Consider the following 22,968-nt stretch of genomic DNA (forward strand, 5'->3'; position numbering starts at 1 on the left):
TAGAAATGATTCAAAATATAGAAAACATAGAACTGCAATTTTTAACGCTTGATGATTATAAAGCGTTAAAAAAAGCAATGATTGAAGCGTATGCAACAATGCCAGATTCGTATTGGAGAGAATCTCAAATAAAAGCATTAATTGATAAATTTCCAAAAGGACAAGTGGTTATTAAAATTAATGGAGAATTGGCTGGTTGTGCTTTATCTATTGTGGTAGACTATGATAGTTTTGATGATAAACATACCTATGAAGATATTACAGGCAAATATACGTTTGATACACACAAAGAAGACGGCGATGTTTTATACGGAATTGATGTTTTTATAAAAGCAGAATACAGAGGTTTGCGTTTGGGAAGAAGGTTGTACGATTACAGAAAAGAGCTTGCAGAAAAATTAAATTTAAGAGGCATTGCTTTTGGAGGAAGAATTCCGAATTACCATAAATTTGAGACAACTTTATCACCCAAAGAATATATCGAAAAAGTAAAGCGCAAAGAAATTCACGATCCAGTTTTAAATTTTCAGATTTCAAACGATTTTCATCCAACAAAAATTTTAAATGGCTATTTAGAAGGTGATGAGAAATCGGGGGAATTTGCAGTTTTGCTAGAATGGGATAATATTTACTACAAGAAAAAATCTAAAAAAGCAGCGACTAAAAAAACGGTGGTTCGCTTAGGGTTAATTCAGTGGCAAATGCGTTTGTATAAAGATTTGGAGGAATTAATGCAACAAGCAGAATATTTTGTGGATGCTGTTTCTGCCTATCGTTCTGATTTTGCGTTGTTTCCAGAGTTTTTTAATGCGCCATTAATGGCTGATAATAATCATTTACCAGAATCTGAAGCGATAAGAGAATTGGCAAAATACACGCCAAAAATTGTACAGAAATTTTCTGAGTTGGCAATTACGTACAACATCAATATTATTACTGGAAGCATGCCAGAGCTTAAAGGAGAGTTGTTGTATAATGTGGGTTATATCTGCAAAAGAGACGGAACAACAGATCGTTATGAAAAACTACATGTAACTCCAGATGAAGCAAAAGTTTGGGGTATGCAAGGCGGAAATGAACTGAAAACTTTTGATACTGATTGTGGTAAAATTGGCGTGCTAATTTGTTACGATTCTGAGTTTCCTGAATTGAGTAGATTGTTGGCTGATGAAGGCATGGATATTTTATTTATTCCGTTTTTAACAGATACACAAAACGGTTATTCTAGAGTGCGTCATTGTGCGCAAGCTAGAGCCATAGAAAACGAATGTTATGTAGCCATTGCGGGTAGTGTTGGCAATTTGCCAAAAGTAAATAATATGGATATTCAGTATGCACAATCGATGGTTTTTACACCCTGTGATTTTTCGTTTCCAGCAAACGGAATTAAGGCGGAAGCAACCACAAATACTGAAATGATATTAATTGCTGATGTTGATTTAAATTTACTAAAAGATTTAAATCAGTTTGGTAGCGTACGAAATTTAAAAGATAGAAGAACAGATATCTTTGAAGTAAAAAAACTTAAAAAATAATTATTATTAAAATGAATAAACCAATTACAAATTTTATTGAAAAATATTTTTTGCATTTTAATGCGGCATCTTTGGTTGATGCGGCAAAAGGATATGAAACACAATTAAATCAAGGTTCTAAAATGTTAGTTTCTTTAGCAGGAGCGATGAGTACAGCAGAATTAGGAAAGATTTTTGCAGAAATGATTCGTCAAGATAAAGTACATATCATTTCTTGTACGGGTGCAAATTTAGAAGAAGATGTTATGAACTTGGTAGCACATTCTCATTATAAACGTGTTCCTAATTACAGAGATTTAACTCCGCAAGACGAGTGGGATTTATTAGAAAAAGGATTGAATAGAGTTACCGATACGTGCATTCCAGAAGAAGAAGCGTTTAGAAGAATTCAAAAGCATATTGTAAAAATTTGGAAAGAAGCAGAAGCAAATGGAGAACGTTATTTGCCACATGAATACATGTATAAATTGTTACTTTCTGGAGTTTTAGAAGAGTATTATGAAATCGATATTAAAAATTCTTGGATGTACGCAGCAGCAGAAAAGAACCTTCCAATTATTGTTCCTGGCTGGGAAGATTCCACGATGGGAAACATCTTTGCATCTTATGTAATGAAAGGAGAATTAAAAGCTTCTACCATGAAATCTGGAATTGAATACATGACATTTTTGGCAGATTGGTACACAAATAATTCAGCAAACGGAATTGGATTTTTTCAAATTGGTGGAGGAATTGCAGGAGATTTTCCAATCTGTGTAGTGCCAATGTTATATCAAGATATGGAAAGACCAGAAACGCCATTTTGGAGTTATTTCTGTCAGATTTCTGATTCAACTACAAGTTATGGTTCGTATTCTGGAGCAGTTCCGAACGAGAAAATTACTTGGGGAAAATTAGATATTGACACACCAAAATTTATTATAGAAAGTGATGCGACTATTGTTGCACCGTTAATTTTTGCTTATTTATTAGAAATGTAAATTAAAAATGTTATTTAAAAATAACATAGAATAAAAAAACAAATTAAAATGAAACGAGTAATTGTAGACTACGCAAAACTAACCACAGACATATTAGATATGTTAGTAGAAAAATATCCTGATGGATATGATTATTCTGATGTAATTTCTTTTAAGAACGCTAAAGGAGAAACCATTAAAGCGGTTGAAGTAAAAACAGAGGATACTATTTATCTTGTAAAAATTAGCTCTAAATTAGAACAAACAATGGAAGATTATGCAGAAGATGAAGATTCTTTTGAAGAAGAAGATTTTGAATTGAATGATGACATTGAAGAAAGTACAGATGATTTTTAAAACATTTATATTATGAATTCATTATTTCATTTATCGTTGCCGTGTAAAGGAATTGAAAGTACGAAGAACTTTTATGTAAATATTCTTGGCGCAAATTTAGGTAGAAACACAAATCAATGGTTAGATATTGATTTGTACAACCATCAGATCACTTTTACAAAATCTGGAGATTTTAATTTTGCTTTTAAAAATTATAAGTTCGAAGGCACCATTTTACCTTCTTTTCATTTTGGCGTTATTTTATCTAAAGAAACTTGGACGAATCTTTATGAAAAATTGATTACATCAAAAACGATCTATATCGAGAAAACATCATTTTTAAAAGATAAAAATGGTGAACATATTTCATTTTTTGTTAAAGATCCAAACGGTTACGTTGTAGAGTTTAAGCATTTTATAAAACAAGAAACCATTTTTTCTTAATAAAGAAGCCTTACAATTTTTGTAAGGCTTTTTAGTTTTTACAACTTCACTTTTCTTATTTTTATCATCTATAATATTCAAAATGGTAAAACGAATCTTACTTTTTCTACTGATCTTCCTTATAAGTACTATAGGGTATTATTTCTTTTCTGGTACAGAGACAGCAAACAACTCTAGTCTAGAACAAGAACCAAAAAGCAGAGATTCAATAGTACATGTTACACCTATTTATGTAAATTTTTTACTTCCTGCATCAACTAAAAATCAACAAGTAAATCACCTAAAATATAGTTTTTCTTATAGCGAAAAAGATGAACAAGCAGAATGGGTTGCTTATAAATTGTTTAAAAATTCGGTAAATAATTCTATCAAGAGGAGAAATAAATTCAGAGAAGATGTAAAAGTGACAACAGGTTCAGCTACTTTAAATGATTACAGAAATTCTGGATATGACAGAGGACATTTAGCGCCAGCAAAAGCAATGTCTTTTAATGATATTACAATGAGCGAAAGTTTTTTCATGAGTAATATGAGTCCGCAAAAACCATCATTTAATAGAGGGATTTGGAAAAAATTAGAAGAAAAAGTAAGAAGTTGGATTTTAATCAGCGATTCTTTATATGTGGTTACTGGTCCAGCTTTAGAAAACCCGTTAGGAAAAATAGGAGAGAACCAAGTTACAGTTCCTCGATATTATTACAAATCTATTATTCGATTTAATGAGGATAAACTATTTGGAATCGGATTTTTACTGAAAAACGAAAAATCAAATAATGATGTAGTAACCTTCAGTGTTTCTATTGATAGCATTGAAAAAGTTACAGGATTAGATTTTTTTCATCAACTCGATAATACGATTCAAAATCAGCTTGAAAGCAATTCAAACTACCAATTATTTCTACAAAAATAAAGCTCGTTTTTTAAAACGAGCTTTACATTATTTTATATAGAAAAAGGGTTAAACTTCTTCTCCATTTTGAATTTTCTGAGCAACTTCTTGCACTTTATCTAAAACTCTTAATAAGTTTCCTCCCCATAGTTTTGCAATTTCTGCTTCTGTATAACCTCTTTTTACCAATTCTAAAGTAACGTTAAATGTTTCTGATGCATCGTTCCATCCTTCAACACCGCCACCACCATCAAAATCAGAACTGATTCCAACATGGTCAATTCCAATTTTATTTACCATATAATCAATATGATCAACAAAATCAGAAACGTTTACTGGATCAAATTTATCAGAATTTTCAGCCATCTTTTCTTTAGCTAATTTTCTAATTTTCATGTATTGCTCATAATAGGCTTCTTGCGCTTTTTCGTCTAATTTTCTTGCATCAGCTCTAGAGATTATGTTAACTCCTTGCTCTTTGGCAATTTCTTCTATAAAAGCAGTTGCCTCTTTATTATAGGCATCATTTTTTTCTGTATTTACGTATGCGTTAAATGCAACAGTTTGTACAACACCACCGTTTTCTTTGATCCATTCTAATTGCTCATCATCTAAATTTCTACTGTGATTACACAAAGCTCTTGCAGAAGAATGTGAAGCTATAATGGGCGCTTTTGATAAACGAATTATATCTTTCATAGAAGATTTTGCTGGATGAGAAACATCAATCATAATGCCCCATTTATTCATTTCTTTAATAACTTCTTCTCCTAAAGGACTTACGCCACCATACAACCATTTGTCATCTTTCTCTCCGGTGTTAGAATCACACAATTGACTATGACCATTATGAGATAAAGACATATATCTTGCTCCTAAATCGTAAAATTCTTTGACTCTTTTAATATCTTTTCCAATTGGATAGCCATTTTCGACACCAATCATTGCAACTTTTTTACCTGAAGCATAAATTCTTCTAGCATCAGCAGAAGTAAGTGCTAATTCTATTTTATCTGGAGCAATTTCTTCGGTAAGTTTATGAATAGCTGTAAATTTTGAAATAGCATTTTTATACGCTTTGTCAAATCCTTCATCTGTTAAATCCCCTTGACCAGTATACACAATAAACCAAGAAACATCTAAACCACCTGCTATCATTTTAGGAAGATTTACTTGGTTTCCTAAATCTTGTGTGTAATTTTTTTCAGTAGTAAAATTATTGACATTAATATCATTATGTGTATCAACAGTCATAACCCTTTCATGTATACCTTTTGCTTTTGTTAATAATTCTGCCGCTAGTGTTTTGTTATCTTTTTTTGTTTCTGTTTTACAAGAAACAATTAGTAGAAGTGATGCAACTAAAAGTTTAAAATTTTTCATTGGAAAATTGATTTAGGTTCATGTAATTTAATAAGTGATAAATATAAAGATAGAATTTTGAAAAATAAGCTATTTAGCGGTTAAAAAACTAAGCCTGTAATTTAACCCAAAATTAAAACTGGTACTATTTAAACTGCCACCTCTGGCTTTTACTTTACCAACCGAAGTTTTAAAACTCAATTTATTAGTTAGTTGATAATGAAATCCGATGCTTGGTTTTATAATTAATCCTTGCCCTGTACTAATGTCTCCACCACCAGCTGCTCCGGCTAAAACTTGTGTAAAAAGGTGAATTTTATTATTTAGAATCGGATTGCTTTGAAACCCAACTCCAACAATTCCTTCTGCATAGGCACCCGCATTTCCGAAATTAGCAAAAGAAGTATGACCCGCCAAATACATGTTTTTACTTAAAAACATATTTACTTGCAGTGCAATTTGATATAAATTTTCTGTTGGTTGTAACATTCTTTGAGCATTAAAATACATTTCTTGCCCGATAGAAACATCAATTCCTTTGAATTTTGCAGAAGTATAATACCTATTGTTTTTTTGTTTGATTCCTTGTTGATTTGCATAATATTTTAATCCAAAACCAAATGTAGAACTGGTGAAATGTTGATTTGGATTTAGTAAATATCCTTTATTGATTGAGATATAAACACCATTAAATAATTTTTGTTCTAGAGAAATATCAGGATAAATTAAAACACCACCACCAGAATCTAAACCGCCGCCTCCGCCAGCTCCAATTGCAAATTTTGTTAAAATATTGGTCCTGTTTTTATTCATAGAAAAATGATAACCAGCACCAATAAATAAATCCATATATCCGCCTTGAATCCCATGAAAAGCACCATCAGCTTTAAAATAAGCAAACCAATTATTGGTAAAATAAGAAGCAATTTCAAATCCAGCTAAATGAATAGTTTCCCCTTTTAAAGAAGTGAAATCTGTTAATTGAGAATCTCCATATGGACTTAGATTATCTACATGTATTAACACAGAAATTCGTTTTGAAAACTGATTCCATTTAGAAGTTTTTAATTTTTCTATAGAAAAAGATGTTTCTTTATTTTTAAAAGTAGCATACTCAAAAGATAAAGGAATTTGAACTCCAAATCTAAATTGATTGCTAGTTATATTTCCTTTGTCAAAGAAATTGACAGCACTATAACCAAACGTTGTTGAGAGTTTTTTGAACTGATACCCTAAATTTATATGTGGTAATATAAAGGCACCACCACCATCAGGAGCACCAGCTCCACCACCGCCACCAAAATGAAAACCAGCATCAAAAAATAAATTTTTAGAAATATTTTTTTTAATTCCAAGATTAACTCCGAGCGTAAATAATCCGCCACGTTGCCCATTTACAGAACCATAAAAACCTAAACCAGCATATATCGATTTGTTTAATAATAAGTTATAATGAATTCCGACTAAACCCATATTTATTTCTGGATTTCCATCTTCATCATTTGGCATTTTCACAGAAATATAATCCAAATTAGCAAACCCATTTTGAGTAAATTTCGTTGGAATGCTTTCTTTTTCTTGAGAAAAAAGCACTTGCGAATAGACACAAATCAATAAGAAAATAACAATTCTTTTCATTTGAATTAGTTAACTTTTATTGGGTTTGCATAAATAGTCATTTTATTTGTTCTGCTAAAACCAATTAAGCAAATTCCAAATTCTTTTGCATAATCTATTGCCAAGCTAGAACAGGCAGAAACCGCAACGATAATCCCGATTTTTGCAAAAAAAGCTTTTGAAACAATTTCGTAAGAAACTCTACCACTCACTAACATGCAATATGCGTAAGGTAATTTGTTGGTTTGAATTAGTTCCCCCACAACTTTATCAACCGCATTATGACGGCCAATATCTTCTTTTAAAGAAAGGATTTCGTAGTTTTTATTAAAAATTGCCGCAGCATGACTTCCGCCAGTTTCTTTAAACGTATTTTGTAAAGAAGTCATTTTTTTTGACATTTCCTTAATTTCATCCGAAGAAAATAATTGGTTGCTTTTTAAAGCCTTTCCTTTTAATTCGATGTCATCCAATTCTTGCTTTCCGCAGATTCCACAAGACGAAACCGACAATAAGGTGCGTTTATTTAAGTAGCCTTTCCCTAATTTTTCTTTTGGAATATTGGTGTTTATAATCGAAAACCCGTTGCTTTCTTCTTTGATAATTTCAAAAATTAAATTATCTTTTCCTTTGTAAATATCTTCTGCGTACAACAAACCTCTTATCAACTCAAAATCATTACCAGGAGTTCTCATCACCACCGTATAAGATTCTTTATTTATGTTGATTTGCAAAGCAGCTTCTACAACGATTCCGTCAGAAACTTTAGTACGTTTTTCGTTTGAAACTAGAATTCCATCGTACTTGAAAAAGGATTTATTTTTTAAATTAAATTCGCTCAAAATCTACTGCTACAACTTTATATTCTGGTGTCATGGTTTCTTTATCGCCAACACTTCCTGTAATAATATTGATAAATACTTCTGGTTGATGAAAAGTTGTTCTTAACACACCTCGTTTTACATTTTTAGAATATTTAATCGGAATTTCTACACTTCCTCTATCAGAAAATATACGAACCGTTTCGTTGTCTTCAATTCCTTTTCTAATCGCATCTTTTGGATGCACTTCTAACACGTCTTTTGCTAATATTTTTTGATTATCGGTTCTACGTGTCATCGTCCCAGAATTGTAATGTTCCAATTCTCTTCCTGTTGTTAAGATAAAAGGGAATTTTTTTCCGTGTGATACAATTTCTGGTGATTCTTCAAAATCAAAATGATGGAATGTTCCGATTCCTTTTTTAAAGGCTCCATCAATATGCAACATTTTTGTGTCGGTTCCATCTTCTTTAATTGGCCATTGCAAACCATTTTCTCCCAAACGTTCCCAAGATAAACCTTTCATAAACGGAATTACATCTGCAATTTCTTCAATTACTTTTGCGGCATCATAGGTTAAGCCTGTTGGTTGATTGTATCCCAAACGACTCATCATATCAATAATAATTTGTCCGTCTGGTTTTGTGTTTCCAATTGGGTCAATTACTTTATTGACACGTTGTACTCGTCTTTCTCCGTTTGTAAATGTTCCGTTTTTTTCAAAATAAGAAGAAGCAGGTAAAATAACATCCGCCATTTCTGTAGTAGCTGTCATAAATAATTCTTGAACTACAATCAAATCTACATTTTCAAATGCTTTGATACTGTGATTGGTGTTTGGGTCCGTCATAATGGTATCTTCTCCCATAATGTACAAAGCTTTAATTTTTCCATCAATTGCTGCATCTAGCATTTCTGGAATCTTTAAACCATTGGTAATTGGCATTTTTTCAATTCCATATTTATCTGCATAATATTGTTGAATGTCTAATTTAGTAACATCCAAATAACCAGCCCCTTGATGTGGTTGAACGCCCATATCTGCAGCTCCTTGTACATTATTTTGTCCACGAAGCGGATTTAGTCCAACGCCGCTTTTACCAATATTACCTGTCATCATTGCTAAGTTAGAAAGCAGCATTACCGTTTTGCTTCCTTGAAAATGCTCAGTCACTCCCAATCCATGAAATTCCATAGCTCTTTCTGCTTTTGCATATGCGTGAGCAGCGCTACGAACCAACTCTTTATCAACTCCGGTAAGCGTCGAAAGTTCGTCCATATTTAAGCTCTCTACATGAGATTTGAACTCCTCGTACTTTTCTGTGTGTAATTCTATAAAATTGGAATCAACCAAATTGTCTTTTACAATATAATGTGCCAACATGTTTAAAATTGCCACATTAGTTCCAGGTCTAATTTGTAAATGATAATCTGCCAATTCGGCTAATTTTGTTCTGATAGGATCCACCACAATTGAAGTAACTCCTTTCATAAACGCTTGTTTGATTTTTGCACCAGTAACTGGATGTCCTTTTATCGGATTTGCACCAAACATAAAAATGGCGTCGGCTTGTTTTAAATCTTCAACAGAATTTGTTGCAGCTCCAGTTCCGAATGATTGTTGCATTCCCCAAGCAGTAGGAGCGTGGCAAACACGTGCACAACCATCAATATTATTGGTTCCAACAGCAACACGAATCATTTTTTGCATCAAATAATTCTCTTCATTGGTTGCTCTTGATGATGAAATTCCGCCAATTGAATCTGCTCCGTATTTATTCTTGATGTCAATTAATCTAGTTGTAATATAATCATAGGCTTCGTCCCAAGTTACTTCTTCAAACTTTCCATTTTTCTTAATCATTGGTTCGCGCAAACGTTCTGGATGATTGTAAAACTCAAATGCAAAACGTCCTTTTAAACAAGTATGTCCTTCGTTTACTTCGGCAGTTTCTGGAGCTTGAATTCCTTTGATTTCTCCATCAATTACCGAAACTTCTAACTGACAACCAACGCCACAATACGTACACGTTGTTCTAACAGTTTTATCCGCAATTAAGGTTTTTGTTTCGTATTTATCTGTCAATGCTTCTGTTGGACAGGTTTGTACACAAGCTCCACAAGAAACACAAGCCGATTCATCAAAAGACGTGTCAAATCCTTTGATAATATTGGTTGCAAAACCACGACCAGACATTCCTAAAATCATTTCTCCTTGAATTTCTTCACAGGCTCTTACGCAACGAAAACAGTTGATGCATTGCGATAAATCTGATTTGATATACGGATGCGCTCTGTCTTCTTCAATATTTAAATGAGTTGATCCTTCGGGGTAACGAACATTCGGAATTCCGATTTGAGCAATGGTTTCTTGAAAAGGTGTTGCTTTTTTGTTTTCTGGCGGAAAGACTTTATCAGAGGGATAATCAGTTAAGACCAATTCCACAATATTTTTACGAAGACGCTTCATTTTATCGGTATTGTGATAAATGTATACACCTTCTCCGATTGGCGTATGACAAGAAGCCATCGTTTTTGTGATGCCATCTTTTTCTCTTGCAACTTCGACAGAACAAACTCTACAAGAACCAAAATTCTCTAAACGATCATCTTGACACATGGTTGGAATTGCGTCTTTATTGCTTTCAATTCTTCTTACAAACTCTAAAATAGTTTCTCCAGAATAGAATTCGTGTGCTATGTTGTTTATAAATGCTTTCATACTTTTTTCTTTTCACTAAGACTCATAAAGATTCTCAGAGTTACACAAAGGATTTTTTACATTTTTTAGTTTCTTTTTTTTCTTCTTCTTCTTCTTCTTCTTCTTCTTCTTCTTTGTGAATCTTCGCGATTCTTTGAGCAACTTTGTGAAATGATTTATTTTTACACTAAGTTCTTACAAAGTTTTTATAATATAAATCTTTTGATACCTTCTTTTAATAATTTAACATTAAAATTCAATAATAATCCCAATTTATAGTTTCCTAATTTCATGTAAGTTAATATTTGTGCTGTGTGAACATCTGTTAAAAACTCTACTGTTTTAAGTTCTATAACTACTTTATTTTCAATTAGCAAATCTATCCTATACCCATGATCTAATTTTATTTCTTTGTAAACAATTGGCAAAGCTTTTTCTTTTTCAACTGTTAATCCTTCATTTATCAATTCATAATATAAACATTCTTGATATGCTGATTCTAATAAGCCTGGACCAAGTGTTCTGTGAACTTCAATTGCTTTTCCAAGTATTATTTTTGATATTTCATTTTCTGACATTTTTTCTTTTTCATTTAGTAATTTTTTAATCTTACACTAAGATTCACAAAGACTCTCAGAGTTACACAAAGATTTTTTATATTTCTTTTTCTTTGAGAACCTTCATGGTTTTCTTAGTGGAACTTAGTGAAATAATTATATTCTTACACAAAGTTTCACAAAGACTCTCAGAGTTACAAAGAATTTATTATATTTTTATTCTTTTATTCTTTCATTCTTTTCTTCTTTGTGAGTCTTCGTGTTTCTTTGTGAAACCTTGTGAAATATTTTTATGTATTAAGAAAAATATCCTTTTAACTCCTCTTGAAAATACTGCAATGCGTTTTTAACTGGTAACGGAATTCCACCTCCCAAAGCACATAAAGAACCAATTTCTAGGGTTTCTAATAAGTCATCAAACAATTCACGATTGATTTTATAATCAGAAGTTTGTGCTTTTTGCAACATTTCCATTCCTCTATGTGAACCAATTCTACATGGATAACATTTTCCACAAGATTCATCCGCAGTAAATTCCATTAAATGTTCTAAAAACTGAATCATTGGAAAATCAACAGGAATCGAAACAAAACTTGCGTGTCCTAATAAAAACCCATTGGTATTTAACGATTCAAAATCTAAGGTCAACTCTTTAATTTTATGCATGGGTACAATTCCACCAAGCGGACCACCAATTTGCAATCCTTTTATTTCCGATTTAAATCCGCCACCAAACTCATCAAAAATAGTTTGTAAAGGAGTTCCCATTTCTATTTCATACATTCCTGGTGTATTGAAAAAACTATCCAACGAAACTAATTTTGTCCCTGTAGATTGTCCTTTGCCTAAAGCAGCATACGCTTCTCCGCCGTTTTCTAAAATCCAATGAATATTTGCAAAAGTTTCTACATTACTTAAAACGGTTGGCTTTCCGTACAATCCATATTGTGCTGGATAAGGTGGGCGAACACGAACTTCTGGTCGTAAACCTTCAATTGAACTTAAAAGTGCCGTTTCTTCTCCACAAACATAAGAACCTTGTCCGCGAATGATTTTAAATCTAAAATCACCAATTAAATTTTTGTCTTTAATTTCCTGAATTGCTTCATCAACAGTTCTAATAGAATCTGGATATTCTCCACGAATGTACAAAACGCCTGTATTTGCACCAACTGTTAAACCAGCCATGTACATTCCGAACAACACTTTGTGCGGTTGATGTTCCATTAAGTACATATCAGAATACGCTCCAGGATCGCCTTCATCCGCATTACAAACAATGTATTTTTGTGTGTCACCCTGAGCGGAGCCGATGGGTTCTTTTATAACGGCATCTAACTTGAACCAAAACGGAAAACCAGCTCCACCACGACCTCTTAAATTCGAGGTTTTTAATTGCTGAATTGTATTTTGTGGATTATTATGTTTTTCTGCCAATTGATAAAAAGCAGCAACATCACCCATTTTTGAAGTTAAAATTGGAGTTGTATTGGAAGCTACTTTATAACTGTTTTCTTGATATTCTTTTTTACTGATGATCTCTGCTACTTCTTCAGACGATGAAGCATTATATGTTTTACCATCGTACATAAATGCATTATTTGTGTGGCAACGACCCACACAAGCCGCATGACCGATTTCTTCTGAATTAAAGTGTGTTTCTAAGTTTTTGTTCAGATTGTTCTGAGAATTCGCAACCATACATGCAGTTCCAGAGCACACATGTACTTTTTTGTTTTTATTGGCTTCTCTGGTAAAATCGTAAAAAGTACTTGTTCCTAAAACGACAGAATCATCAATCATAAAACGCTTTGCAAGCTCTTGCAATTCTTCTTTAGAGTTTGTTTTTTGTGAAGAGATTGAGATGTTTTCAAAAAGATTGTCATCCAATTCTTTTCTAGATGATAATGTTCTAATATTTTTATTTGCCATACTTCTATATATAAAAGTCTAAATTTAATAAAATATTACAACTAAGAAGAATCCTAAACTACTTTTATGTGTAGTTTTAGTATTGAGTTTTTGGAAATAAAAAAGCCTTGAAAAAATTCAAGGCTTTCAGCATGTTTTATACCCCTAAAAATAAAACATACCGTTTATTGTAAATTATGATAAACATAACCTATTGCAAATATAACGATTAAACTATCTTCATATTTGTTAGCTGCTCATTTTGAGCGAAAAGCAATGTTTTTTAGGTAAAAAATTGTTAAAAAACCTGTGAACAAACGAGTACTTTTAAACGTTCGTTTTTTAAGGTTGTAAAAAATAAATACTGAGAACCGCCGTCTTTAATTTTTATTTTTTTTCTGATTTGTGCAACAGTTTCTGGAAAATTTCTAGTCGTTATATTTGCCTTATTTTCTTTTAAATATTTTTTAATTTCTTTTTTATTGTACTGACAACTATTTTCAACCAAAAAAGTTCTTCCTGGGAATTCAATTAAATTATCTGAAGTATATAAATGAGAATGTGGATGTAATTTTTCTAGATTTAATTGAAGGCTTATTTCGTGAAATCCGCCTGATTTTAAAATGGCAGCATTGGGCTCGTATACATATTTTTTTGGTTCAGAATATTCTGATATATTGTTTTTAATATATTGAAAATCAAATATTTGAATAGTATTTCTACTGTAATTGATTGTTTTAATTTGAATGCTTTCTTTGTAGTATTTTTCCAATACAAAGAGCAATTCTTTTACTTCATTTGCAACAGCAACAACGTGAATTTCTTTTACAAAATCTAATTCATCTATCGTTTTTGAAATGTCTAAAATCGGTGAATTCTTAATCAATATGTTATTTGATTTAGAAAAGAATAAGGTTAGATTCTCAGGAACGTTTGGTAAACAGTCTTTTAACAAAAAAACTTTTTTATCTACAGAATCTCGCCTTGAAGGATCGATATATATCCAATCGTATTTTTCAGAAGCATTTTTTAAATAGTCAATTCCGTCTCCAGAAATTAGTTGAATTTCATCAATTTTTAATTGTTGATAATTGTTGTTAACAATTGTTGATAAGTTTGCATCTAATTCACAGTGAATTACTTCACTTGTTTTTTTAGCAAAATAATATGCATCTACACCAAAACCTCCCGTAATATCAATGACTGAATCTCCCGTAATTATTGATGATTTGTACTTTGCGGTAACTTCAGAAGAGGTTTGTTCTATATTGACTTTTGCTGGATAATAGATGTTTTTTGTTTCGAACCAAATTGGTAGTTTTTTCTCACATTTCTTCTTAGAAACGATTTGTGTTGCCAATTCTTGAACAGAAACAGATTTAAACGGACTTCCTTTAAATAACAATTTAGAAATATTGGTATTTAAATTGTCACTAATAAATTGTTGTACGTCTGGATGTAAAATAGCTGGATTCAAAAAAACAAGATTTTTAAATATCTTTTGTCAATGATTTGACAATCTTATTATCGGCTAAAAACTCTTTTAAAATCACTTTTATCGCTGTATATAAAGGCACAGCAGTAATCATTCCAACAACACCAAATAACAATCCTCCAATAATAATAATTAAGAAAATTTCTAACGGATGCGATTTAGTGGTTTTAGAAAATATAATTGGCTGACTGAAGAAGTTATCTACTATTTGTGCAATAAAATAACCAATCATTACATACAACGTTGTTGGTAAAATTTCTGTTTGAAAATCTTGACCTAAATTACTAGACATGGATAATAAGAACATAATTACGGCACCAATCATTGGTCCGATGTATGGAATTAAATTTAACAACGCACACAAAAATGCAATGACCACCGCATTTTTAATTCCGAAAATTAACAGGGTTATTGTATAGAGAACAAATAGAATTGAGATTTGCAGCACCAAACCGATAAAATATCTAGATAGTAAATTGTTGATGGTTTCTGTTGATTTTGAAAATTTGTTTTCACTCTTACTAGGTAAAATGGTAAGAATTGCATTCATTAATAATTGACTGTCTTTCATAAAGAAAAAAGAAATAAACAACACAGAAAATAAGCCAACACTTAAAGACCCTAAGGCACTTACAACAGAATTTAATAAATTTGGAATCGCTTGAAAACTAGATAAAAAATCAACATTTTTTAATTTTGATACTAAATTAATGTCTCTAGAAGCAAAATAATTGTTTACTTGATTGATGACATCCTGTAAGTTTTGCAATAATTTATCTGTATGTAACAAAGACAAACTTTCTCCTTGTTCTATTACTAACGGAATAAACATTCTGATAATTCCGACAAGAAAACTCACTAAAATCACCATAGTTGTTATTACGGCGACGGTGTTTGGAAGCTTCAATCTTCGTTTTAAAAAACGAATGATTGGTCTAGCTATTAAAGAGATTACAGCTGCAATAATTACATAAACAATGACAGACTGTATTAAATATAAAAAATAGAGTAGTAGTGCAATTCCTAAAATAATTGCAACCGCTTTTAAGATTCCGTTTGAGATATTTTTCGAATTCATATTGTAAAGATACCTTTTAATTAAATGCTTTTACATCTCCCATACTCAATTTTCCGCCGCTAGAAAAGGTATGGTTTTTTGGTAATAAAGTTCCTGATTCAGTAGTAAACCAATCATCCCAAGTTGCAGGAACTTGATCCATTTTCATGCTTGGTACTGTCATTAAAAATTGTATTGGTAAAAAAGCATCATTGACAATCCAAATATAAGAATCTCCAGGCGTTGAGCCACCAGTGGTGTATTTTACTTTTAAAGCCTCTTTTCCATCGATATTTACAATGTTTCTAATAATTCCATTTTCAAAAAGTTTGTGGGGTGCAACGAGCCAAAAATTGTCGTTATTAAAAATAGCTTCTGCTTTTTTTACAATTTCATTTTTGTTTTCTGTGCTTTCTTTTTCGTCAATAAAAACGGTGCTTTTTTCTATGTTATTTGTGTGTAAAATCACTTTATTATTATCCCAACTAACTTCTACAATATGTTTTTGTTTATCCCATTTAAAAAAGCGTTTTCCTCTAAAACTCCATTCGATGTAGCGTGTTTTTTTATACGCTTCGTGCTTAATTGTTTTTAGAATTTTATGCGCCAATGCATCTGCTTTTGGATTTGATGCTTTTACATCTCCCATCTTTAATTCTACTCCAAACAAACTCATTTTGTGTTTTATGGGTAATTGAAATCCTGCTGCTGTTGTTTTCCAATCGCTCCAAGAAGCTTCAATTCCGCCAATCGGAATACTACTTGTCCACATTTTAAAACTTGTCGGAAAACCTTCTTCATTTAAGATCCATAAATAAGAATCTCCAGGCGTTGATCCGCCAGAAGTGTATGTAATTAACAAAGCATCTTTTTCGTTGTGTTTTACAATGCTTCTTTCTACGCCAGTATCAAAAACTTTAAACGGAGCCACCAACCAAAAACTATCATTATTAAAATAATTGGTTGCTTGTTGAATTAATTGCTGATTTTCGGTGTTGATATCTGAAACAAATACTACAGATTTTTCTGGTTGTTTTGTGTGTAAAATCACCTTGTTTTTATCCCAAGAAACTTCAACAATATTTTCAGATTTATACCATTTGTAAAAATGTTTCCCTCTAAACCTCCATTCTAAAACTTCTGTGTTTTTATACGCTTCGTAGTTTAAAGCTTTCATCATTTTTGTAGCCAAAGCTTCTGCTTTTTCACTTTTAATTCCGGTAGGTAAACTTTCATTATTTGCTACATAAAAAATGGCACCAACTATAATTAGCAGCGCCAAAATTAATCCTATTGCTTTTAAAATTTTTTTCATTTTGATTATAACTTGCTTAGAAAGCTAATTTACCATTATTTATTTGCATTATAGTAATCCAAAATATGTTTTGGTATTTCCATGTCTTTTGGCAAGTCTTTATCTGGAATTGGGTATTCTGCTGTTTGTTTTAGTGGCATTAATCCAGCCCAAATTGGCAAACCAATATCTTCCTTCTCATCCACAACACCAACATCTCTAATTTTTGCGGCAGCAGTTTCTATAGTAAATTCTACCACTAAAGTTCTATCAAATTCTTCTTGATTCATTTCTCTAACTCCGTCCCAACGACCAGGCATCATATGGTCCATAAAACATAATAAAGCAGCTTCTTTTTCTGCTTTTTCTTCAATTTTTTTAACAGGACCAAATAACGTTGCAGATCTGTAATTTACAGAATGATGAAATCCAGAACGCGCTAAAACCAACGCATCTAAATGCATCACAGTCATGCTCATTTCTTTGGCTTCTAATAATGATAGTAACATTCTGTTTGCTTGCGAACCGTGTAAATAAATTTTATTCTCTTTTCTTCCGTAAGCCATCGGAATTGAAATTGCTTTTCCTTCAAAAACATAACTTACAAAGCCAATAAATCCCGCATCTAAAATGGTGTTGATTTTCTCAACATCATAGGTTGCTCTAATCTGACCTCGCTTTACACGATTTAGTTTTGATTTAGAATACTCTTTCATTTTTATAAGTAACGTTCTTTAATGATGTTTGTATGATGTATGTCATGTCCTAAAACGATATATGCAGCAGCTCTAGCACTCACAATTCCTCCATTTGCATTGCCAACAAAGCTCAAATTTTTTTCTGATAAACTTTTAAGTAATGAAATAAAATTATTTCTGTTTAATGAGAACTCTTCAAGAATTTGTTCTTTCGTTTTTGAATTTGCTTCAGACGGAATTACATATTCATCTTGGTCATATCCAGCTAATTCGGTTTTGTCGTTTCTAGCAATTCTAAAACATCTGTACATAAATACACGTTCTGTGTCAATTAAATGTTGAAGCACTTCAATAATGCTCCATTTTTCTGGTTGATAACGATAGGTTAGTTTTTCATCTGGAATGGCATTGATGAAATCTTCCATCATTTTTTTGCCTTTATAATAACCATCAATTAATTCTGTATTATCATCTAGCAAACCAATATAATTTGCGTAATATTCGTTGTATTCTTCTTGTTTTATGTCAGATTTTATCATGATTGTTTTTTTAGAGTCTCAAAATTGCAGATTTACAAAGACATATCAAAAGTATTTTTTGATTATTAATTTTTACTTGGAAAAATCTTCCTAAATTTTTTAGGCAATTCTTTTGTGATTGAAATCTTTTCTTGCGTAAAAGGATGTGTAAATTCTAAGGAAGAAGCGTGTAAATACAAACCATTTCCTTTTAAAATTAATTCGTTATTTCCGTATTCTTTGTCGCCCAAAATCTGATTCCCAAATACTGATAAATGAATTCTTAATTGATGTTTTCTCCCCGTTTTTGGAGATAATTTTACCAAGTTTAAAAAGTCAAATCGTTTTGAAATAACGGTTTCTACAACTTCAAAAAGAGTTTCCGATGCTTTGTTTTCAATTGGGCTGTTAATGTTACCCAATGATTTCATTTTGCCAATACAAACGGCGTAATATGTTTTTTGAATTTCTTTATTTTCAAACAGTTTGCTCAATATATGTATGGACGAACTTGTTTTTCCGATTAACAGAACTCCAGATGTTGGGTAATCTAATCTGTGAATGGGTTGTGGTTTTACGGCGTCAATTTGAGCACTTTTTTGTAGATTTTGTGTCAATGCGTTGGCAATGGTTACAAATTTATTTCCGCTCACTAAAATTCCAGCTGGTTTATAGATAATGGCTAAATAATCATCTTCAAACAACACTTCTAACGGAAGCTCTAATCGTTTATATTCAGTTTCACTTTCTGCGGAAAACAATTCGATAGTTTCTCCTCCGCAAATAAAAAGTGCGGTAGAAGCCAACTTTCCGTTTACAAAAACTAGTTCTTTTTTGATGGCTTTTTTAATTCCAGATTTGGTCGGAATGGTATTGAAAATTCCAACTGCATATTCTTGTAACCGAATGGGTTGTTCTACTTGAATTGCTGTGTGAGTTTCTATGATTTTCAAGATTAAAAAATGTATTCCCGCTTTCGCGGGAATAGTATTTACTGTTTAGTTATCTTTTTTATACCCTTTTGGTCTTTTAGAGCGAATAGGAGCTTTAGGCTCAGGTTTTAATTGGAATTCGTTTCCTTTTAACAAACGCAATGCTTCTTTTACCGCGGCTTGTAATTGAGGGTCATTTCCTTGTAAAACGCTTTTAGGGTCTTGAATTACTTCAATATCTGGGGCAACTCCATCACCTTCAACAGCCCATTTTCCATCAACATCAAAGAATCCACCACGCGGAGCAACCATTCTTCCTCCATCAATAAAACTAGGTGTATCCCAAGTTCCAACTAATCCACCCCAAGTTCTTGTGCCAACTATAGGGCCTAATTTTTTTACTTTAAACATGTATGGTAGTAAATCTCCTCCAGAACCTGCACGTTCGTTAATGATCATCACTTTTGGTCCCCAAATACCTGCCATTGGAGTAGTCCATGGCCTATGGTCATTTGCTTTACTATTGAAATATCCAACAACTTCTCTAGACATAATATCGATCATATAATCTGCAGCAGATCCGCCACCATTATTACGTTCGTCAATTATAACCCCTTTTTTATCCTGTTGAGAAAAATAATAACGATTAAACGATGTAAATCCACCACCACCAGTATTTGGAACATATACATAGGCTAGTTTACCCTTAGAAAGTTGGTCAACTTTTCTTCTATTTCCTTCTATCCAATCTATAGTTCTTAAACCTCTTTCACTGGAAACCGGTTTTATTAAAACAGTTTTTGCGCCAACAGATGATGGTTTCGAGTTCACTTTAATATAAATTTCTCTTCCTGCAGTTTGTTCTAACAATTGATAAGGATTCATATTAGATGTTAATGTAATTCCATTGATTTCTAATAAATAATCTCCAACATTTACATTCGTTCCTGGTAAGCCTAAGGGGCTATAAATATTAGGGTTCCAGCGCTCTCCTTTATAAATTTTTGCAAAACGATATTTTCCTTTACTCTTTTCAAAATCTGCACCCAAAAGTCCAACAGGAACTCTTTTTATATTTGGTAAATCTCCCCCAGAAACATAGGAATGTCCGATGGCAATTTCACCACTCATAATATCTACAACATAGTTCAAATCGGTTCTGTGTCTTACATGATCTATCCAGGGTGAATACCATTTGTAAACATCATCCCAAGGTGCACCATGAGTATTGTCTACATATAAGAAATCACGCATATATCTCCACCCTTCTTTAAAGATTTGATGAGCCTCAGCTTTTGGATCTACTTTTATTTTTATATTAGTTTTCAATCCGTCTTTACCTGGTTTCGTGGGTGATTTACTACTCACCAAACTCCAACTTCCACTTTTAGAAAGTAAGATTGAGTTTCTATCTTCGGAAGCCACCATTGACGAAACCCCTTTAGCAAATTCGGTTGCTTTTTCTTTAGCAACATCATAACTATAGACAGTTAACCCAGGAGCATTTGGAACATTTTCAGCCACAAAAACTGTATTCTTAGGTCCCTTCATTAATGCGGCATAATTCCTAGCAGGTAATTTTAAAACCACAGCTCTCTCAAACAATCCATTCTCATCTATTGTAACGACAATATCTTTTTTGTCTTTTGAAGCGTCTTTCTTTTTCTTTTCTTCTTCATCGGTTTGTGGCAAGTTAGGCGATTTGTCTGCAGAATTTAATACGACGGCATATAAACTTCTAGTGACACTCGAGTCAAAAGAACTCATATCTAACCAACCCGATTGTAATCCGTAATCTGTACTTGCTAAAGTATAAATATATTTACCCGATGCGTCCCAAACTGGACTAATAGCATCTGCAATTGGATCTGTAATTTGAATTGTTTTTTTAGTGCTTATTTGATACGCATAAATAGACTTAAAATGACTGTCGTTTTGCTTTGCATAAGCAATCCAATCGCTATCTGGAGACCATTTTGGATTCATGGATCTATCTGGATGAGCATACCTATCTGTTGCAGCCTTAATTGTTTTTTTTGTTTCTAAATTTAATATCCAAATATTAAAATCTGTATCTGTATATGCGATGTGTTTTCCATCTGGTGACCAATCCGGTCTGAAATAAAACGTAGGGTTTGGAATCTTAATTGATGTTTGATTTGCTCCGTTTTGATCAGCTATTACCAATTGATATTCTCCACTTTTATCAGAAAACCATGCTACTTGATCTCCTTTTGGTGACCAAATTGGTGAACGATCTGCAATTCCTGAAGAATTGGAGATGTTTCTCCATGTTCCATTTTCTTTTGGAACGGTAAATATTTCACCTCTGAGTTCAAAAATGGCTCTCTTTCCATTTGGAGAAACATTTGCATTTGTAAGGTTCCTTCCTGTGGCATTCACCCAACGTGGACGCGCATAATTTAAATCACCTTTTACACTAATGTTAAGTTGAGTTGATTTTCCTGTCGTTGGATTTAATAGATGAAGATATCCAGCTTGTTCGTATACGATTCCGTTTGAATTTGCATCCAAGTTCTTTACGTCAAACTTTTTATGAAATGTAATCTGTTTTTCTTGACTCGTTTTAATGTCGTAAGACCAAATGTTACTGGTGTAATCTCTTTCAGAAATGTAGTAAACAACTTCATTATGCCAAACAGGATTCACATGTCTCTCACCATCTTTTTGTGGAGTCCTGATTAATTTTTTCGTTTTTAAATCTACGATCCAAATTGGCATTGCTTGTCCACCACGATAATTTCTCCATTCTGCATCCCAACTAGTAATAGGAGTATAGGCTACATATTTTCCATCTTCAGAAATTTCTCCATAAGCTGCTCTTGGAATATCGAATTTTTCTGGCATTCCACCTTCCGTAGAGATGGTATAAAATTTACTAGTTTGTGTTGGTTTCGATTCTCTTCCAGAACGAAATAAAATTTTTCCATCTGGAGTCCATCCTTGTACAAAATCACCTGTTGGATGATAGGTCAATCGTTTTGGCTCTCCACCATCAGAAGGAACTACAAAAACATCTGTGTTTCCATCGTATTGCGCTGTAAAAGCAATCATTTTTCCGTCTTTGGAAAAATGAGGTTCGGATTCGTAACCATCATCACTGGTCAATCTTATGGCATCACCGCCATTAAGAGAAGCTTTCCATAGGTCGTTGGCGTAAACAAATACAACATCTGTTTTAGAAAGTGTAGGTTGTCTTAATAAACGTGTTCCTTGTGAAAAACCTACATAGGTAATCAACAAGGCAATAAAAGAAAGAAAATTTTTCATCGGAAGTTGTTTAGTTGAATTTATAAAACTTAAAGATAAAGAATTCAAAACGAAGACTCAAAAGTTATTTTTACCTTACCTATTTTGCAAATAACTGACTCATGTCTTTAAAAGCTTTAAACTCTAAGGCATTATTTTCTGGATCTGTAAAAAACATCGTTGCTTGTTCGCCTACTTTTCCTTGGAATCTGATCGTTGGTTCAATTACAAATTGTATTTTTTCTGCTTTTAATCTTTTTGATAAATTTTGCCAATCATCCCACGTTAAAACCACCCCAAAATGCGGAACAGGAACGTCGTGTCCGTCAACAGGATTTGTAATAGATTCTTCATTGTAAATTCCGTCTTTTTGATGAATGACCAATTGATGTCCGAAGAAATTAAAATCTACCCAAGATTTAGAACTTCTTCCTTCTGTACATTGTAAAACGTCTCTGTAAAATGTTCTACACAATTCTAAATTTGTAACAGGAATTGCTAAGTGAAATGGTTGGATCATTGTTTTAGTATTAAAGGTTCAAAGGTTCAAAGGTTCAAAGTGGCAAAGTTGT

At 32.4% G+C, this 22,968-nt stretch carries 19 protein-coding genes; 5 read left to right on the plus strand and 14 right to left on the minus strand.

The features are described 5' to 3' along the window. Positions 1–5: 5 nt before the first annotated feature. The 5 genes from KCTC32516_RS08255 to KCTC32516_RS08275 all read left to right on the plus strand — a co-directional run bounded on the left by KCTC32516_RS08255 (position 6) and on the right by KCTC32516_RS08275 (position 4,184). Entirely contained in the window at positions 6–1,535 is a 1,530-nt protein-coding gene (locus KCTC32516_RS08255; protein ID WP_301399939.1) for a carbon-nitrogen hydrolase family protein, read from the plus strand. An 11-nt stretch (positions 1,536–1,546) separates the two neighbouring features. Next, positions 1,547–2,515, plus strand: a complete 969-nt coding sequence (locus KCTC32516_RS08260) for a deoxyhypusine synthase family protein (RefSeq protein ID WP_301399940.1) — start codon at positions 1,547–1,549, stop codon at positions 2,513–2,515. A 48-nt stretch (positions 2,516–2,563) separates the two neighbouring features. Further along, on the plus strand, positions 2,564–2,851 hold the full coding sequence (locus KCTC32516_RS08265; RefSeq protein WP_301399941.1) for a hypothetical protein: 288 nt from the start codon (positions 2,564–2,566) through the stop codon (positions 2,849–2,851). Positions 2,852–2,863: 12 nt separating this feature from the next. Beyond that, the gene (locus tag KCTC32516_RS08270; protein ID WP_301399942.1) at positions 2,864–3,274 is read left to right on the plus strand and encodes a VOC family protein; all 411 of its coding nucleotides are present in this window, start codon (positions 2,864–2,866) and stop codon (positions 3,272–3,274) included. An 82-nt stretch (positions 3,275–3,356) separates the two neighbouring features. After that, positions 3,357–4,184, plus strand: coding sequence for a DNA/RNA non-specific endonuclease (locus KCTC32516_RS08275; RefSeq protein ID WP_301399943.1), 828 nt, complete (start codon positions 3,357–3,359; stop codon positions 4,182–4,184). Between the two features lie 48 nt (positions 4,185–4,232). Here the strand turns inward: KCTC32516_RS08275 and KCTC32516_RS08280 are convergent, their stop codons facing one another. The 14 genes from KCTC32516_RS08280 to KCTC32516_RS08345 form a co-directional block, all read right to left on the minus strand. Next, positions 4,233–5,546: a dipeptidase gene (locus KCTC32516_RS08280; protein WP_301399944.1), complete on the minus strand. Its 1,314-nt coding sequence runs from the start codon at positions 5,544–5,546 to the stop codon at positions 4,233–4,235. A 69-nt stretch (positions 5,547–5,615) separates the two neighbouring features. Continuing rightward, positions 5,616–7,163, minus strand: coding sequence for a hypothetical protein (locus tag KCTC32516_RS08285; RefSeq protein ID WP_301399945.1), 1,548 nt, complete (start codon positions 7,161–7,163; stop codon positions 5,616–5,618). 5 nt (positions 7,164–7,168) lie between these two features. Beyond that, positions 7,169–7,984 carry a formate dehydrogenase accessory sulfurtransferase FdhD gene (fdhD, locus tag KCTC32516_RS08290; protein ID WP_301399946.1) on the minus strand — a complete coding sequence of 272 codons (816 nt, stop codon included), beginning with the start codon at positions 7,982–7,984 and terminating at the stop codon, positions 7,169–7,171. Beyond that, on the minus strand, positions 7,971–10,685 hold the full coding sequence (fdhF, locus tag KCTC32516_RS08295) for a formate dehydrogenase subunit alpha (RefSeq protein WP_301399947.1): 2,715 nt from the start codon (positions 10,683–10,685) through the stop codon (positions 7,971–7,973). Before fdhF ends, fdhD begins: the two co-directional genes overlap by 14 nt. 185 nt (positions 10,686–10,870) lie before the next feature. Further along, a complete protein-coding gene (locus KCTC32516_RS08300) occupies positions 10,871–11,242 on the minus strand; it encodes a GxxExxY protein (protein ID WP_301399948.1) in 372 nt (123 codons plus the stop codon). A 276-nt stretch (positions 11,243–11,518) separates the two neighbouring features. Further along, positions 11,519–13,153, minus strand: coding sequence for an NADH-ubiquinone oxidoreductase-F iron-sulfur binding region domain-containing protein (locus KCTC32516_RS08305; RefSeq protein ID WP_301399949.1), 1,635 nt, complete (start codon positions 13,151–13,153; stop codon positions 11,519–11,521). Between the two features lie 277 nt (positions 13,154–13,430). Beyond that, entirely contained in the window at positions 13,431–14,609 is a 1,179-nt protein-coding gene (locus KCTC32516_RS08310; protein WP_301399950.1) for a class I SAM-dependent methyltransferase, read from the minus strand. Between the two features lie 13 nt (positions 14,610–14,622). Further along, positions 14,623–15,705 carry an AI-2E family transporter gene (locus KCTC32516_RS08315; protein WP_301399951.1) on the minus strand — a complete coding sequence of 361 codons (1,083 nt, stop codon included), beginning with the start codon at positions 15,703–15,705 and terminating at the stop codon, positions 14,623–14,625. Positions 15,706–15,721: 16 nt separating this feature from the next. Next, positions 15,722–16,999 carry a hypothetical protein gene (locus KCTC32516_RS08320; protein ID WP_301399952.1) on the minus strand — a complete coding sequence of 426 codons (1,278 nt, stop codon included), beginning with the start codon at positions 16,997–16,999 and terminating at the stop codon, positions 15,722–15,724. Positions 17,000–17,034: 35 nt separating this feature from the next. Continuing rightward, complete coding sequence (locus KCTC32516_RS08325) at positions 17,035–17,694, minus strand: pyridoxamine 5'-phosphate oxidase family protein (RefSeq protein WP_301399953.1); 660 nt, start codon at positions 17,692–17,694, stop codon at positions 17,035–17,037. A gap of 2 nt (positions 17,695–17,696) precedes the next feature. Further along, on the minus strand, positions 17,697–18,215 hold the full coding sequence (locus KCTC32516_RS08330; RefSeq protein ID WP_301399954.1) for a DinB family protein: 519 nt from the start codon (positions 18,213–18,215) through the stop codon (positions 17,697–17,699). Between the two features lie 65 nt (positions 18,216–18,280). After that, positions 18,281–19,147: an RluA family pseudouridine synthase gene (locus KCTC32516_RS08335; protein WP_301399955.1), complete on the minus strand. Its 867-nt coding sequence runs from the start codon at positions 19,145–19,147 to the stop codon at positions 18,281–18,283. Positions 19,148–19,192: 45 nt separating this feature from the next. Then, complete coding sequence (locus KCTC32516_RS08340) at positions 19,193–22,417, minus strand: S41 family peptidase (RefSeq protein WP_301399956.1); 3,225 nt, start codon at positions 22,415–22,417, stop codon at positions 19,193–19,195. Positions 22,418–22,496: 79 nt separating this feature from the next. After that, complete coding sequence (locus tag KCTC32516_RS08345) at positions 22,497–22,916, minus strand: VOC family protein (RefSeq protein ID WP_301399957.1); 420 nt, start codon at positions 22,914–22,916, stop codon at positions 22,497–22,499. Positions 22,917–22,968: the final 52 nt, after the last annotated feature.

It is taken from the genome of Polaribacter huanghezhanensis, from assembly GCF_030444335.1.
In the GTDB taxonomy this organism is placed as follows: domain Bacteria; phylum Bacteroidota; class Bacteroidia; order Flavobacteriales; family Flavobacteriaceae; genus Polaribacter; species Polaribacter huanghezhanensis.